The organism is Hydrogenophaga taeniospiralis (assembly GCF_020510445.1).
Classification (GTDB): Bacteria; Pseudomonadota; Gammaproteobacteria; order Burkholderiales; family Burkholderiaceae_C; genus Hydrogenophaga.
Genome location: NZ_JAHBAG010000001.1, coordinates 4,732,517 through 4,746,255, shown reverse-complemented (window position 1 = coordinate 4,746,255; position 13,739 = coordinate 4,732,517). Strand labels below are relative to the sequence as shown.

The 13,739-nt window shown below is 67.4% G+C and carries 10 protein-coding genes; 8 read left to right on the top strand and 2 right to left on the bottom strand.

Going from position 1 to position 13,739, the window contains the following annotated elements; genetic code table 11:
• Positions 1-91 precede the first annotated feature (91 nt).
• Together KIH07_RS22755 and KIH07_RS22750 are read right to left on the bottom strand one after the other, a co-directional pair.
• Entirely contained in the window at positions 92-1,672 is a 1,581-nt protein-coding gene (locus KIH07_RS22755) for a benzoate-CoA ligase family protein (RefSeq protein WP_226494129.1), read from the bottom strand.
• Positions 1,673-1,787: 115 nt separating this feature from the next.
• A complete protein-coding gene (locus KIH07_RS22750; RefSeq protein WP_226494128.1) occupies positions 1,788-3,371 on the bottom strand; it encodes a 3,4-dehydroadipyl-CoA semialdehyde dehydrogenase in 1,584 nt (527 codons plus the stop codon).
• A 150-nt stretch (positions 3,372-3,521) separates the two neighbouring features.
• Between KIH07_RS22750 and KIH07_RS22745 the strand changes: the two genes are divergently transcribed.
• The 8 genes from KIH07_RS22745 (at position 3,522) to KIH07_RS22710 (ending at position 13,713) form a co-directional block, all read left to right on the top strand.
• Complete coding sequence (locus KIH07_RS22745; protein ID WP_226494127.1) at positions 3,522-4,466, top strand: helix-turn-helix transcriptional regulator; 945 nt, start codon at positions 3,522-3,524, stop codon at positions 4,464-4,466.
• Positions 4,467-4,598: 132 nt separating this feature from the next.
• On the top strand, positions 4,599-6,254 hold the full coding sequence (gene boxC / locus KIH07_RS22740; protein WP_226494126.1) for a 2,3-epoxybenzoyl-CoA dihydrolase: 1,656 nt from the start codon (positions 4,599-4,601) through the stop codon (positions 6,252-6,254).
• Positions 6,255-6,398: 144 nt separating this feature from the next.
• Positions 6,399-7,826, top strand: coding sequence for a benzoyl-CoA 2,3-epoxidase subunit BoxB (boxB, locus tag KIH07_RS22735; protein ID WP_226493424.1), 1,428 nt, complete (start codon positions 6,399-6,401; stop codon positions 7,824-7,826).
• A gap of 491 nt (positions 7,827-8,317) precedes the next feature.
• Entirely contained in the window at positions 8,318-9,643 is a 1,326-nt protein-coding gene (boxA, locus tag KIH07_RS22730) for a benzoyl-CoA 2,3-epoxidase subunit BoxA (RefSeq protein WP_226493423.1), read from the top strand.
• 118 nt (positions 9,644-9,761) lie between these two features.
• The gene (locus KIH07_RS22725) at positions 9,762-10,391 is read left to right on the top strand and encodes a DUF3305 domain-containing protein (RefSeq protein WP_226494125.1); all 630 of its coding nucleotides are present in this window, start codon (positions 9,762-9,764) and stop codon (positions 10,389-10,391) included.
• Positions 10,392-10,393: 2 nt separating this feature from the next.
• A complete protein-coding gene (locus KIH07_RS22720; RefSeq protein ID WP_226494124.1) occupies positions 10,394-11,032 on the top strand; it encodes a DUF3306 domain-containing protein in 639 nt (212 codons plus the stop codon).
• The gene (locus KIH07_RS22715) at positions 10,992-13,067 is read left to right on the top strand and encodes a 4Fe-4S binding protein (RefSeq protein ID WP_226494800.1); all 2,076 of its coding nucleotides are present in this window, start codon (positions 10,992-10,994) and stop codon (positions 13,065-13,067) included. Before KIH07_RS22720 ends, KIH07_RS22715 begins: the two co-directional genes overlap by 41 nt.
• Positions 13,068-13,095: 28 nt before the next feature.
• On the top strand, positions 13,096-13,713 hold the full coding sequence (locus tag KIH07_RS22710) for a molecular chaperone (protein ID WP_226494123.1): 618 nt from the start codon (positions 13,096-13,098) through the stop codon (positions 13,711-13,713).
• Positions 13,714-13,739 lie beyond the last annotated feature (26 nt).

Genomic DNA, 13,739 nt, shown 5'->3' with positions numbered 1-13,739 from the left:
TGGTTATGTTTGGTAATCAAAACAAGGCGGCCCGGGTCGGGGTATTCCCGGGCCTTTCGGCTTGCCCTGACAGGCGGGTGGTCTGCCGGGCTCAGCGGTGCACGAACAGGCGCTGGTTCTCCAGTTCGCGCAGCTTGAAGCGCTGGATCTTGCCGGTCGCGGTCTTGGGCAGTTCGTCCATGAATTCGATGAAGCGCGGATACTTGTAGGGCGCGAGCTTTTCCTTCACGAAGGCCTGCAGCTCCGCTTCGGTGGCCTGGGCGCCGGCCTTGAGCACCACATAGGCCTTGGTCTTGACCAGGCCGTCGTCGTCGGTCTTGCCGATCACCGCGGCTTCGAGCACGGCCGGGTGCTGCACCAGCGTGGCCTCTACCTCGAACGGGCTCACGTAGATGCCGCTGACTTTCAGCATGTCGTCGTTGCGGCCGGCGTAGGTGTAGTAGCCGTCGGGGTCGCGGGTGTACTTGTCGCCGCTCTTGGTCCACGTGCCCTGGAAGGTGTCGCGCGACTTGGCGCGGTTGTTCCAGTACAGCAGGGCGCTGCTCGGCCCCTGGATGTAGAGGTCGCCGATCATGTTGTGGCCGGTGATGACGCTGCCGTCCTCGTCGCGCAGCTGCACTTCGTAGCCCGGCACGGGCTTGCCGGTGGTGCCGTAGCGCACGTCGCCCGGGCGGTTGGAGAGGAAGATGTGCAGCATCTCGGTGGAGCCGATGCCGTCGATGATTTCGCAACCGAAGCGGGCGCTCCAGCGCTCGCCGATGTCGCGCGGCAAGGCCTCACCGGCCGACGAACACAGGCGCAGCGCCACCTGCTCGCGCGTGGGCAACTCGGGGCTGGCGAGCATGCCGCTGTAGCCGGTGGGCGCGCCGTAGAACACGGTGGGTCGGTGCTCGGTCATGCGCTTGAACACCGCCTGCGGTGTCGGCCGCTCGGCCATCAGCACCACGCTGGCGCCCACGCTCAAGGGAAACGACAGGCCGTTGCCCAGGCCATAGGCGAAGAACAGCTTGGCGGCGGAGAACACCGTGTCGTTTTCCCGCAGACCCAGCACCGCCTTGCCGTAGAGCTCGGCCGTCCAGTAGAGGTTGGCCTGGCTGTGCACCGTGCCCTTGGGCGCGCCGGTGGAGCCCGAGGAATAGAGCCAGAACGCCGGTTCGTCGCCGTGCGTGTCGGCGGCGCTGCCCGGGGCATGGGCCGCGACCAGCGCCGCGAAGTCGTGCGCGCCCGCGGGCAGCGGGTCTTTGGCGCGCGAGACTATCAGCTGCTTCACCTCGTTGCCCCCGGCGTCCAGCGCGGTCTGCAGCGTGGGCAGCAGCGCGGCCGAGACCAGGGCCGCCTGCGCACGGCTGTCGGCCAGCATGTAGGCGTAGTCCTTGGCGGTCAGCAACGTGTTCACGCAGACCGGCACCACGCCCGCGTGCAGCGCGCCGAGGAAGGCCACCACCCAGTCGCTGCTGTCGTGCATCAGCAGCAGCGCGCGCTCCTCGCGCTTGAGGCCCAGCGCCTGCAGCGCGGCCGAGAAGCGCTGCACCTGCTCGGCGAGCTGGCCGTAACTGAGCGCGCCCGCGTCGTCGATCAGCGCGATCTTGCCGGCGCGGCCGGCGTTGAGCGCGATGAGGTGGCGCGCGAAATTGAAGCGCTCGGGTGGGGTGGGGGTTTCGGTGTGGCTCATGGTTTGTCTCCTGTCTTGTCGATGGATCATTGGCGGGCTCGGGGACTTTCCGGCGAGAAGGGTCCGAGCCCAGGATGCGGTGGAACCGGCTTCGCCGGGCCACTCGCATCGCCCCCTAGGGGGTGACGCCGAAGGCGGCGCGGGGGGAGCACAGTATGTCCAATGCCGCCGTGCTGCCCTGCACGGCAGATCTGCGGTGGTAAAAGCCCAGCGCGCGCAGGCCGCCCAGCTCTTCGCCGCCACCGGCGCGGCCCGGGCCGCCGTGCAGGCTCATGGGCATCACGTTGCCGTGGCCGCTCTGCACGGCGGCCACGTCGGGCGAAATGGCGTGCACGCGGCCGTGGCTGGAGCCCAGCTCGCCGGCGGCGTGGGCGATGAAGGCCGGGTCGGCGCTGTAGACCGAAGCCACCAGCGAACCTTCGCCGCGGCGGATCAGCTCCAGCGCCTGTTCCAGGCTGTCGTAGGCCATGAGGGTGGCGACCGGGCCGAACACCTCGACCTCGTGCAACACCTTGGCTTGCGCCGGCTGGCGGTGGCCGAGCAGCACCGGTGCCACGCAGGCGGCCACCGCCGGGTCGGCATCCACCAACGCGGCGGCGCTGCCGTCGAACAAGACTTCGGCTTCGGTCTTCAGGTGGGCGATGCCGGCCAGTACGCTGTCGTACTGCTCGCGGCTCACCAGCGCACCCATGCGCGTGGCTTCGTTGCGCGGGTTGCCCACGGTGGTCTTGGCGAGCTTGGCGGCGATGGCCTGGGCGGTGGCGTCGAACAGCGCGCGCGGCACGAAGATGCGCCGGATGGCGGTGCACTTCTGGCCGCTCTTGACCGTCATCTCGCGCACCACCTCGTTCACCAGCAGGTTGAAGGCTTCGTCGCCCGCGGCAGCGGCCGGGTCGAGCAGGGCGCTGTTCAGGCTGTCGGCCTCGATGTTGCAGCGCACCGAGCGCTGGGCCACGGCCGGGTGGCTGCGGATGATGCGCGCCGTTTCGGCCGAGCCGGTGAAGCTCACCACGTCGAAGGGGCCGAGCTGGTCCATGAGACCGGCGGACGAGCCGCAGACCACCGAGAGCGCGCCCGCGGGCAGGATGCCGGCGTCCACCACGTCCTTCACCATGCGCTGGGTCAGCCAGGCGGTAGCGGTGGCGGGTTTGACGATCACCGGCACGCCCGAGAGCAGGGCCGGCGCGGCCTTTTCCCACAGGCCCCAGCTCGGGAAGTTGAAGGCGTTGATGAACAGCGCCACGCCGCGCGTGGGGCTCATGATGTGCTGGGTCTGGAACACCGGGTCCTTGGCCATGCGGATGCGCTCGCCGTCGAGCAGCAGCTTGGCGTCGCCCAGGGCCTCACCCTGCTTGGCGTAGTAGCCCAGGGTGAAGATGCCGCCGTCAATGTCCACCGCCGAATCCTTGGTGGTGGTGCCGCAGTTGGCGGTGGCGATCTCGTAGTAGGCGTCGCGGTTGGCCTGCAAGACCTTCACGATCTCGCCCAGCAGCGCGGCGCGTTGTCGGTAAGTGAGTGCCCGCAGGGCGGTGCCACCCTGTTCGCGGGCAAAGGCAAAACCTTCGGCCAGATCCAGCCCGGCGCTGCTCACGCGCACCAGCGGCGTGCCCAGTACCGGGTCGAGCAGGGTGGCGCCGTGGCCGGTGCCGTCTTGCCAGCGGCCGGCGAGGAAGTTGGGGAGCAGGGGTGTGGCGTTCATGTCGGGAGGAAGGTTGATCAACAGGGCTGTTCGCCGGGCAGGATTGCCGCTATAAATGCACTATCTTGCGTCTCTGGGTTCATGCATTAAAGTGCATGTTTCTTTGGAAAGCAAGTCCCATCAGGGTTAACCCTTAAGCACCGATATCCCATGAAAGACCTGGCAACCTTGGAAGCGGCCCCCGGCACGCCCGCCACGGGCGAAACGGCCCCCGACGACAGTCCACGCCACCCGTTCCTGGTGTCGCTGGGCGAGCGGGTGCGCACCCTGCGCTCGCGCCGCGGCATGACGCGCAAGGCCGTGGCGGTGGCGGCGGATGTGTCCGAGCGCCACCTGGCCAACCTCGAATACGGCACCGGCAACGCCTCCATCCTGGTGCTGCTGCAGGTGGCGCAGGCGCTGCAGTGTTCGCTCACCGAGCTGCTGGGCGACGTGACCACCTCGTCGCCCGAATGGCTGCTGATCCGCGAGCTGCTGGAGAAGCGCAACGAGGCCGACCTGAAGCGCGTGCGCATGGCCATCGGTGGCCTGCTGGACGGGCATGCCGCACCGGTGAACGACGCCGGGCGCCAGGCCCGCATCGCGCTCATCGGCCTGCGCGGCGCGGGCAAATCCACCCTGGGCCAGCGCCTGGCCGACGACCTGGGCTACGCCTTCATCGAGCTCAGCCGCGAGATCGAAAAGTTCGCCGGCTGCAGCATCAACGAAATCCACGCGCTCTACGGCACGCCGGCCTACCGCCGCTACGAGCGCCGCGCGCTGGAAGAAGCGATCCAGATCTACCCCGAGGTGGTGATCGCCACCCCCGGCGGCCTGGTGTCGGACGCCGCCAACTTCAACCTGCTGCTCACGCACTGCACCACCGTCTGGCTGCAGGCCGATGCGGCCGACCACATGGGCCGCGTGGCGGCCCAGGGCGACATGCGGCCCATGGCCGCGAGCCGCGAAGCCATGGAAGACTTGAAGCGCATCCTGGCCGGGCGCTCGGCCTTCTATTCCAAGGCCGATCTGCATTTCAATACCAGTGGCCGCAGCGTGGACGATGCCTTTGACGCGCTGCGCACCCAGGTGCGGGAGGTGCTGGGTGTGACGTAAAGTGCATAAAAATGCATTGACGTTCCCGGGTATGTGCAATATTATTCATGTCATGCGGTGCCCGCCGGTGATGTGAACGACGGTCGGCGCCCTTCACGCTGCAGCCCGCAGCCATACCAACAGGAGACCGCCATGAACCCGAATGCCGTCGATTACCGAACCGCCCCCAGCGAATACCGCCATTGGAAACTCGCCTTCGATGGCGCGGTTGCCACCCTGGCGATCGACATCGACGAAGACGGCGGCATCCGCCCGGGCTACAAACTCAAGCTCAACAGCTACGACCTGGGCGTGGACATCGAACTGCACGACGCCCTGAACCGCATCCGCTTCGAACACCCCGAAGTGCGCACCGTGGTCGTCACCAGCGGCAAAGACCGCGTGTTCTGCTCCGGCGCCAACATCTTCATGCTCGGCGTCTCCAGCCACGCCTGGAAAGTGAACTTCTGCAAGTTCACCAACGAAACCCGCAACGGCATCGAAGACAGCAGCAAACACTCCGGCCTCAAATTCCTCGCCGCCTTGAACGGCGCCTGCGCCGGCGGCGGCTACGAACTGGCCCTGGCCTGCGATGAAATCCTCTTGGTCGACGACCGCTCCAGCGCGGTCAGCCTGCCCGAAGTGCCGTTGCTCGGCGTCTTGCCCGGCACCGGGGGCCTGACCCGCGTGACCGACAAACGCCACGTGCGCCACGACCTGGCCGACATCTTCTGTACCACCAGCGAAGGCGTGCGCGGCCAAAAGGCCGTGGACTGGCGCCTGGTCGACGCCGTGGCCAAGCCCCAGCAGTTCGCCGCCGCCGTGAGCGAACGCGCCGCCAAACTGGCCACCCAGAGCGACCGCCCGGCCGGCGCCAAAGGCGTGAACCTGCCTCGCATCGAACGCAGCGACAGCGAAGATGGCATGGCCTACACCTATGTGAATGTGGCCATCGACCGCGCCAAACGCAACGCCACCCTCACCATCAAAGCCCCGAGCGGCGCCCAGCCCACCGACATCGCAGGCATCGAAGCCGCCGGTGCCGCCTGGTACCCGCTGCAGATGGCCCGCGAACTGGACGACGCCATCCTCAACCTGCGCACCAACGAACTCGACATCGGCACCTGGATCCTGAAAACCGAGGGCGATGCCGCCGCTGTGCTGGCGTGCGACCAGCTTCGCGAGCGCTTTGCCGATCACTGGTTGGTTCGCGAGGTCCAAGGGCTTCTGCGCCGCACCTTCGCGCGTCTGGACGTGTCTTCTCGCAGCCTGTTCGCTTTGATCGATGAGGGTTCGTGTTTTGCCGGGACGCTGGCTGAGCTGGCCTTTTGCGCCGACCGTACCTACATGCTGGCATTGCCAGATCAGCCTGAAAAAGCGCCGCGACTGACCTTGTCCGATGAAAATTTTGGTTCGTTGCCCATGGTGAACGACCAGTCGCGCCTGCAGCGCCGCTTCTACGAAGAAGCCGGCCCCATGCAAGCCGCGCGCGGCGCCATCGGCCAGGCCCTGGACGCCGACGCCGCCTTCGCCCTGGGGCTGGTGACCGCCGCGCCCGACGACATCGACTGGGCCGACGAGGTGCGCCTGGCGCTGGAAGAGCGCGCCGCCATGTCGCCCGACGCCCTGACCGGCCTGGAGGCCAACCTGCGCTTCGCCCAGAAAGAAAACATGGCCACCCGCGTCTTCGGGCGCCTGACCGCCTGGCAGAACTGGATCTTCCAGCGCCCCAACGCCGTGGGAGAAAAAGGCGCCCTGAAGGTCTACGGCAAGGGCGACAAAGCGGCCTTCGATTTCAACAGGGTTTAAGTACCCCCCGCGCCGCGCTGCGCGCGTCACCCCCCAGGGGGCGATGCGAGTGGCCCGGCGAAGCCGGTTCCACCGCATCCCCGCATTTGCGCCACCTCTCTCGACCGCCATCCGCTACAGCTCACCCACCCGCAGGAGACCCCCATGTCCACCATCGACTACAGCGACAAGATCCCCAACAACGTCAACCTGAGCGAAGACCGCACGCTGCAGCGCGCGCTGGAACAGTGGCAGCCCAACTACCTCAAATGGTGGGACGATATGGGCCCGGACGGCTCGCAGAACTTCGACGTCTACCTGCGCACGGCCATCAGCGTGGACCCGCAGGGCTGGGCCCAGTTCGGCCACGTCAAGATGCCCGACTACCGCTGGGGCATCTTCCTCAACCCCGCCGAGGCCGACCGCAAGATCCACTTCGGCGACCACAAGGGCGAAGCCGCCTGGCAGGACATCCCCGGCGAATACCGCGCCAACCTGCGCCGCATCATCGTGACGCAAGGCGACACCGAGCCGGCCTCGGTCGAGCAGCAGCGCCACCTGGGCCTGACCTGCCCCAGCCAGTACGACCTGCGCAACCTGTTCCAGGTCAACGTCGAAGAAGGCCGCCACCTCTGGGCCATGGTCTACCTGCTGCACAAGTACTTTGGCAAGGACGGCCGCGAAGAAGGCGAGGCCCTGCTGGAGCGCAACAGCGGCAACGCCGACAACCCACGCATCCTCGAAGCCTTCAACGAAGAGACGCCCGACTGGCTGAGCTTCTTCATGTTCACCTACTTCACCGACCGCGACGGCAAGTTCCAGCTCTGCGCCCTGGCCGAGAGCAGTTTCGACCCGCTGGCGCGCACCACCAAGTTCATGCTGACCGAAGAAGCCCACCACATGTTCGTGGGCGAGAGCGGTGTGAGCCGCGTCATCAACCGCACCTGCCAGGTGATGAACGAGCTCAAGACCGACGACCCGGCCAAGCTGCGCGCCGCCGGCGTGATCGACCTGCCCACCATCCAGCGCTACCTGAACTTCCACTTCAGCGTCACCATCGACCTCTTCGGCGCCGACGAATCCAGCAACGCCGCCACCTTCTACTCCACCGGCTTGAAAGGCCGCTACGAAGAAGGCAAACGCACCGACGACCACGTGCTCAAAGGCCAGTTCTACAAAGTGCTCAACGTGCAGAACGGCCAACTCGTCGAAAAAGAAGTGCCCATGCTCAACGCGCTCAACGAGGTGCTGCGCGACGACTACATCAAGGACAGCATCGGCGGCGTGGAGCGCTGGAACAAGGTGATCGAGAAGGCCGGCATCCCGTTCCGCCTGACCGTGCCGCACAAGGCCTTCCACCGCAACATCGGCCTCTTGAAGGGCGTGAAGGTCGCACCCGACGGCCGCGTGGTGTCCGAGTCGGAATGGGCCGCCAACCGCGACCACTGGCTGCCCAGCGAGGGCGACCGCGCCTTTGTCGCCAGCCTGATGGGCCGCGTGGTCGACCCGGGCAAGTTCGCCAACTGGATTGCGCCGCCGGTGATGGGCATCAACCGGCAGCCGGTGGACTTCGAGTATGTGAGATTCGGATAACCCCCCTGCGCCGCTTCGCGGCTTCCCCCCTTTCTGGCGCGCCTTCGGCGCTTGAAGGGGGGACGATGCCTGCGGCCTGGCAAAGCCAGTTCCGCGGCATCCTGGGTTAAGGCCCGCGCTCCGGAGACGCAGCTTGGCAAAGCCGGTTCTGCGGCATTCCCGGTTAGGGCATGCGCTCCGGAGGGGCGGCCTTGGCGCAGAAGGGGGAGCTGTCTCTTCTCTCTGCGCGAGCGCCCACCAGCGCGACGCGGTGTGGCTGGCGCAGTGAGGTCAAGGAGGAGCTGGCCGCAGGCCGGCGGGGGACACGAACGGAGTCGGCCGCACCGCGTCGCGCGGCGCCAGGCCAACGCAAAAGCAGAGGCCAGAGAAAGACCCAAAGCCAACCCAGAAGCCCGAAAAAGACCAGCGCAGCAACCAGGCAAAAGTAGCACCCCGAAACAAGCCAAGCACCCAGAAATACACTGCCCAAAACACCCCCACGGAGACCCCCCATGAACGCGCCCGCCGCATCGGCTGTGATCAAGCAGCACCTGATCGACCCCGAGATCTGCATCCGCTGCAACACCTGCGAATCCATCTGCCCGGTGCAGGCCATCACGCACGACTCGCGCAACTACGTGGTCGATGCCGACAAATGCAACTGGTGCAACGACTGCATCTCGCCGTGCCCCACCGGCTCCATCGACAACTACCGCACCATGCCGCGCATCAAGGCCTACTCACTGGCCGAACAGCTGAGCTGGGACAACCTGCCGGCCGAACTCACGGCGGCCGAGCGCGCCGCACTCGTGGGGGATGCAGTGGCCGATGTGGCCGAACCCGCAACCACCGAGACCGAAGCCGAGACCGAAACCGCCGCCGAAACACCCGCCACCGACCCCAGCGGCCAGGAAAGCTTCAAGTCCGCCGCCTACGGATCGATCATCCCGCCCTGGAGCGCCGCTCACGCCTACACCAACCTCTACGGCCCCAAGGCCGCGCAGAAGACCGTCACCGCCACCGTCACCGGCAATGTGCGCGTGACCGAAGTGGGCAAACAGGCCGGCCACGACTACGACACCCACCACATCGTGCTCGACTTCGGCGCCATGCCCTTCCCCGTGCTCGAAGGCCAATCCATCGGCATCGTGCCGCCCGGCACCGACGCCCAGGGCAGGCCGCACCACCCGCGCCAATACTCCATCGCCAGCCCGCGCAACGGCGAGCGCCCGGGCTACAACAACCTGTCGCTCACCATCAAGCGCGTGCTCGAAGACCACCAGGGCCAGCCCGTGCGCGGTGTGGCCAGCAACTTCATGTGCGACCTGCAGGTGGGGGACACGGTCGAGGTGATCGGGCCCTTCGGCACCAGCTTCCTGATGCCCAATCACCCCAAATCCAACATCGTGATGATCTGCACCGGCACGGGCAGCGCGCCCATGCGGGCGATGACGGAGTGGCGCCGGCGCCTGCGGCAAAGCGGCAAGTTCGAGGGCGGGAAATTGATGCTGTTCTTCGGTGCGCGCACGAAAGAAGAACTGCCGTACTTCGGCCCCTTGCAGAACCTGCCCAAGGACTTCATCGACACCCACTTCGCCTTCTCGCGCGAGAAGAACAAACCCAAACGCTACGTGCAGGACGCGATGCGCGAGCGCGCGGCCGACCTGGCCGTGCTGCTGCAGGACCCGAACACGTATTTCTACGTGTGTGGCTTGAAGAGCATGGAAGAGGGTGTGGTGCTGGCGCTGCGCGATGTGGCGACCCAGGCCGGGTTGAGCTGGGAGCAGATCGGCGCGGCGCTCAGGCGCGAGGGGCGGCTGCACCTGGAAACCTATTGAAAGACTGAGCGACGCGGCACCGGGCCTCGGGTTTTCCCTTGCAAAACACGCCCGGGGGTGGGGTGAACCCTGTTGGCCCTCTGGAGCGGCGGGGGATGGCTTACATTGCGGACTACGTATGACAATTGAACATACCTTGTCCGCCGCTGCGCAGCGCCCCGCCATCGAGGTGGACGTGGTCATGCGCCGCGAACCGGTCAGTGGTCCCATGCGCCGCTGGCAAGCCTGGCGCTGGGTGCTGGCCGACGTGCTGCTGCGCAGCAGCCCCGAAGAAGCCGCCGCGAGCACGCCCGCCGCGTCGCACGAGCCGCAGGCGGTGGAGCCGGTCGAGGGCGCGGCGGAGCACCCCGGCACGCACTGGCTGTTCCCGCGCTTTCGTGTGGAGCTGTTCCGTGACGATGCCGAAGGCTATTTCCTGAACCTGAACAGCCCCAGTCCCTGTTTCTGGGTGGTCTGGCGCCCCGACGACGAACGCCTGCTGGACGGCGAACCCATGGCCGTGCCGCAGACCGTCACGCTGAGCTACCACGACGCCGGGCGCTGGCTCGACGCACAGGAGCGGGTGGAGCAGGTGGCGGCCTCGGACGACGTGACCGACTGGCTGCGCGGCTTCGTGGACGCGACCTACCAGCCCGAGCCCAAGCGCCGCCAGCGGCCGCAAAGTTTCCAGCCCCTGACGGACCGCTTCGGCCAGCCGGTGCGCATCAGCACCGAGAAGCTCCGTGGCGGCGGGCACTCCGGGCAGTGAGCATGGCCGCCGAAGACGACAGCAACTTCTTCTCGCGCTGGTCGCGCCGCAAGGTGCAGGTGCGCAGCGGCATTCCCTTGCCGCCCGAGCCACCGGCGCAGCCCGTGGCCCCGGTGGCTGTGGTGGCTGCGGCGCCCGTGGTTCCGGCCGCGCCGGCACCCGAAGATGCGCCCGCCGAACCCCCGCCCGCACCCACGCTGGAAGACGTGGCCCGCCTGTCGCTGGACGGTGACTTCAAGCCCTTCGTGGCGCGCGGCGTACCGGCCGAGGTGCGCAACGCCGCGGTGAAAAAGCTCTTCACCGATCCGCGTTACAACGTGATGGACGGGCTCGACATCTACATCGACGACTATTCGAAACCCAGCCCGCTGTCCGCCGCCGAAATGGCCAAGATGGTCGGCGCGCAATTCCTGAAACTGGTCGACGACCCCAACGAAGTGAAAACCCCGGCGGCGTCTGCTCCCGTTGCCGCCGCCGAAGAACACGCCGCAGCGCCCGAAGAGGCCCAGGCTCCCCAGGCCGATGCGCCCGAACAGGTCGCTCGGCCGGACCAACCAGAACCCCACGATGACCACGCTGATCTGCAACTGCAACCAGACCATGCCGCTGAACCCCAAGGCCCTGGGCGAGGCGCTGGATGAAGACCTGACACTGCACACCACGCTCTGCCGCCGCGACGCGCCCGCCTTCCAGAAGGCCTGCCGCAGCGGCGAAGATCTGGTGGTGGCCTGCACGCAGGAAAGCCGGCTGTTCACCGAACTCTCGGAGCAGACCGAAGGCGCCGTGTCGCTCGACGTGCGGCCGATCCGGTTCGTGAACATCCGCGAAACCGGCGGCTGGGGCCGCGAGGCCGCGCAGTCCACGCCGAAGATGGCGGCGCTGCTCACCGCGGCTCGCCTGCCCGACGCCGAGCCCGTGCCCACGGTGACCTACCGCAGCGAAGGGCGGCTGCTGGTGATCGGCGCGCTGGAAGACGCCGAACGCGCCGCGGACCTGGTGGCCGACGCGCTGGACGTGACCATCATGGCCACCGGCGGCGCCGGCATGCAGGCACGCCGCTACCCGGTGATCGCGGGCGAGCTGCCGCAGGTGCGCGGCTGGCTCGGCGCCTTTGAAGTGCAGTGGCGCACCAGCAACCCGATCGACCTGGACCTGTGCACGCGCTGCAACGCCTGCATCGCGGCCTGCCCGGAAGACGCGATCGGCCTGGACTACCAGATCGACATGGACCGCTGCCGCTCGCACCGCGCCTGCGTGAAGGCCTGTGAGGCCGCGGGCGCCATCAACTTCCAGCGCGAACCGCAGAGCCGCAGCGAAAACTTCGACCTGGTGCTGGACCTGCGCAAAGCGCCGGCCTTCACGCAGCACGCCCTGCCGCAGGGCTACACGCACCTGCCCGGTGGTCTGAACGATGCCGCGGCCCTGCAGGCGCTGATTCGCCTGCGCGACCTGGTGGGCGAGTTCGAGAAACCGAAGTTCTTCACCTACAAACAGAAGCTCTGCGCGCACGGCCGCAACGAGCAAGTGGGCTGCAACGCCTGCGTCGACATCTGCTCGGCCTCGGCCATCAGCAGCGACCTGAAAAGAAACCAGATCGTTGTCAACCCCAACCTCTGCGTGGGCTGCGGCACCTGCACCACCGTTTGCCCCACCGGCGCGCTGAGCTACGCCTACCCGCGCGCCAGCGAGCAGGGCGTGAAACTGCGCACCCTGCTGGCCACCTACGCCAAAGCCGGCGGAAAGGACGCCGCCCTGCTGCTGCACAGCCAGGAAGCCGGCGCGGCGCTGATCGGCGACCTGGGCCGCGCCGCCGCGCTGGACAAGACCGTGCGCGGCGTGCCCGCGCGCGTGATCCCGCTGCCGCTGTGGCACACCGCGTCCATGGGGCTGGACGTCTGGCTCACCGCCTTGGCCTACGGCGCCTCCCAGGTCTGGGTGCTGATGACGGGCGAAGAAGCGCCGCAGTACCGCGACGCCGTGCGCGAGCAGATGGCGGTGGCGCAGGCCATCGTCAGCGGCTTGGGCTACACGGGACAACACTTCAAGCTGATCGAGGCCCGCGACGCGCGCGACCTGATGGCGCTGGACGCCGAACTCGGCGTGGCACCGGCCCAGGGCGTGACGCGTCGCGCCAGCTTCGCGGTGCAGGCCGAGAAGCGCGCCACGGTGGAACTGGCGCTCGACCACCTGGTGCAGGACAGCAGCACGCGTGCGCGCACCGCCGACGTCATCGAACTGCCAGCGGCCTCGCTGCTGGGCAGCATCACCGTCAACAAGGACAGCTGCACGCTGTGCCTGAGCTGCGTGAGCGCTTGCCCGGCCAGCGCGCTGCAAGACAACGCCGAGCGCCCGCAGCTGCGCTTCATCGAAAAGAACTGCGTGCAGTGCGGCCTGTGCGAAAAGACCTGCCCGGAAAACGCCATCACCCTGCAGCCGCGCCTGCTGCTCACCGAGCAGCGCAAACAGCTGCGCGTGCTCAACGAGGCGCAGCCCTACCAGTGCATCCGCTGCGGCAAACCCTTCGGCACCCTGAAGGGCATCGAAGTCATGCTCACCAAGCTCTCGGGCCACGCCATGTTCCAGGGCCAGGCGCTGGAGCGCCTGAAAATGTGCGGCGACTGCCGCGTGGTGGACATCTATTCGAACCCGGGCGAGACCAAGATCACCGATCTTTGAAGCCCTTTAGCGATTGCCCGAAGCTGCCATGAACGATTCCATTCCCGTCTCCTCCGCCCTCGACGAAGAAACCGCCCGCGCCGAGGTGTACGGCCTGCTGGCCGCGCTGTTCTACGCGCCGCCCACGCCCGAGCTGCTGGCCCAGCTGCGCGTGGCCGTGACCGAAGCGCCCGCGCCCGGCGGCTTTCTGGAAGAACCCTGGCGCCAGTTCGTGGGCAGCGCGCGCGAACTGAGCGACCAGCAGGTGGCCGACGAGTACGACGCGCTGTTCGGCGGCGTCGGCAAGCCCGAGGTCTACCTGTTCGGCTCGTACTACCTCAGCGGCTTCCTCAACGAAAAGCCCCTGGCCGCGCTGCGCGGCGATCTGGCCGCCCTGGGCCTGACGCGCGACGAGACCATGAACGAAACCGAAGACCACTTCGCCTGCGTCTGCGAAGTCATGCGCTACCTGATCGCCGGTGATGACGTGGAAGTGGCCAACCTCACCCAGCAGCAGAAGTTCTTCAGCGCCCACGTGCAGAGCTGGGCCCCGGCCCTGTGCGACGCCATCGCTGCGCACCCCAAGGCGCGCTTTTACGGCGCGCTGGCGGGGTTCACGGCGGCGTTCGTCAGTGTGGAGACGCAGGGGTTTGATTTGATGGGGTGAAGGGGTGTGAAGCGGTTGCAGGCTGG

Bases quoted from the DNA above. Each gene is read 5' to 3' on its own strand.
- KIH07_RS22755 (WP_226494129.1), bottom strand. From the start codon at position 1,672: ATGAGCCACACCGAAACCCCCACCCCACCCGAGCGCTTCAATTTCGCG.
- KIH07_RS22750 (WP_226494128.1), bottom strand. From the start codon at position 3,371: ATGAACGCCACACCCCTGCTCCCCAACTTCCTCGCCGGCCGCTGGCAA.
- KIH07_RS22745 (WP_226494127.1), top strand. From the start codon at position 3,522: ATGAAAGACCTGGCAACCTTGGAAGCGGCCCCCGGCACGCCCGCCACG.
- boxC (WP_226494126.1), top strand. From the start codon at position 4,599: ATGAACCCGAATGCCGTCGATTACCGAACCGCCCCCAGCGAATACCGC.
- boxB (WP_226493424.1), top strand. From the start codon at position 6,399: ATGTCCACCATCGACTACAGCGACAAGATCCCCAACAACGTCAACCTG.
- boxA (WP_226493423.1), top strand. From the start codon at position 8,318: ATGAACGCGCCCGCCGCATCGGCTGTGATCAAGCAGCACCTGATCGAC.
- KIH07_RS22725 (WP_226494125.1), top strand. From the start codon at position 9,762: ATGACAATTGAACATACCTTGTCCGCCGCTGCGCAGCGCCCCGCCATC.
- KIH07_RS22720 (WP_226494124.1), top strand. From the start codon at position 10,394: ATGGCCGCCGAAGACGACAGCAACTTCTTCTCGCGCTGGTCGCGCCGC.
- KIH07_RS22715 (WP_226494800.1), top strand. From the start codon at position 10,992: ATGCCGCTGAACCCCAAGGCCCTGGGCGAGGCGCTGGATGAAGACCTG.
- KIH07_RS22710 (WP_226494123.1), top strand. From the start codon at position 13,096: ATGAACGATTCCATTCCCGTCTCCTCCGCCCTCGACGAAGAAACCGCC.